Source organism: Aeribacillus sp. JST-2, from assembly GCF_056032925.1.
In genome coordinates this window covers 1-516 of sequence record NZ_JBVVUU010000121.1, presented here as the reverse complement: position 1 = coordinate 516, position 516 = coordinate 1, and the positions used below count along the sequence as shown (strand labels likewise).

Here is a 516-nt window from a genome sequence, read left to right as displayed (position 1 = left end):
ATTTCTTCCATTTTACCATAAATTGTGATACATCAATGGCGTGAAATTCAAGATGCGCGCTCCAAAGAAATTGTTCTTCATCCTCTCGGATATGAAAGATGGTGTGGAAGCGATCGGTTTCATGCGGAAAGAGCGGGTAGTTGAGGATGGCAATCATAATCGTGGGCGGAAGTTCGCTGTACCCTTGTCCTTTGAAAAGCGACTGGGAAAAGAGCCTCGCCCAGTAATACAAAATCCGCTCCGGCATATCGTGTTGGTCAATGATTTGAATTTCCTTTCCACGTTGATCCGCTCGCCTCGGTCGGTCCACACGAGCACATCAAGCCGGTTCATTTTCCCCTCTTCTATCTCTTTTGCCAGCTCCGTGTTTTCAAACTGCACATCAACAATCCGGTCATGGCCTGTCCGATGCAAAACCGCATTCAAAAAAGCGATTGTTATCTGCTTTCGGCTCGGGTGGCCGAACAATTGTTTAAACATAAAGTCCAGTTTTAAATCGAGGTATTCCTTCATAAC

At 45.7% G+C, this 516-nt stretch carries 1 pseudogene; it reads right to left on the bottom strand.

Features of this window, described 5'->3' with window-relative positions:
- Positions 1–513 (bottom strand): annotated as a pseudogene (locus tag AC0KTX_RS16855) (Rpn family recombination-promoting nuclease/putative transposase); the annotation flags it as partial.
- Positions 514–516: the final 3 nt, after the last annotated feature.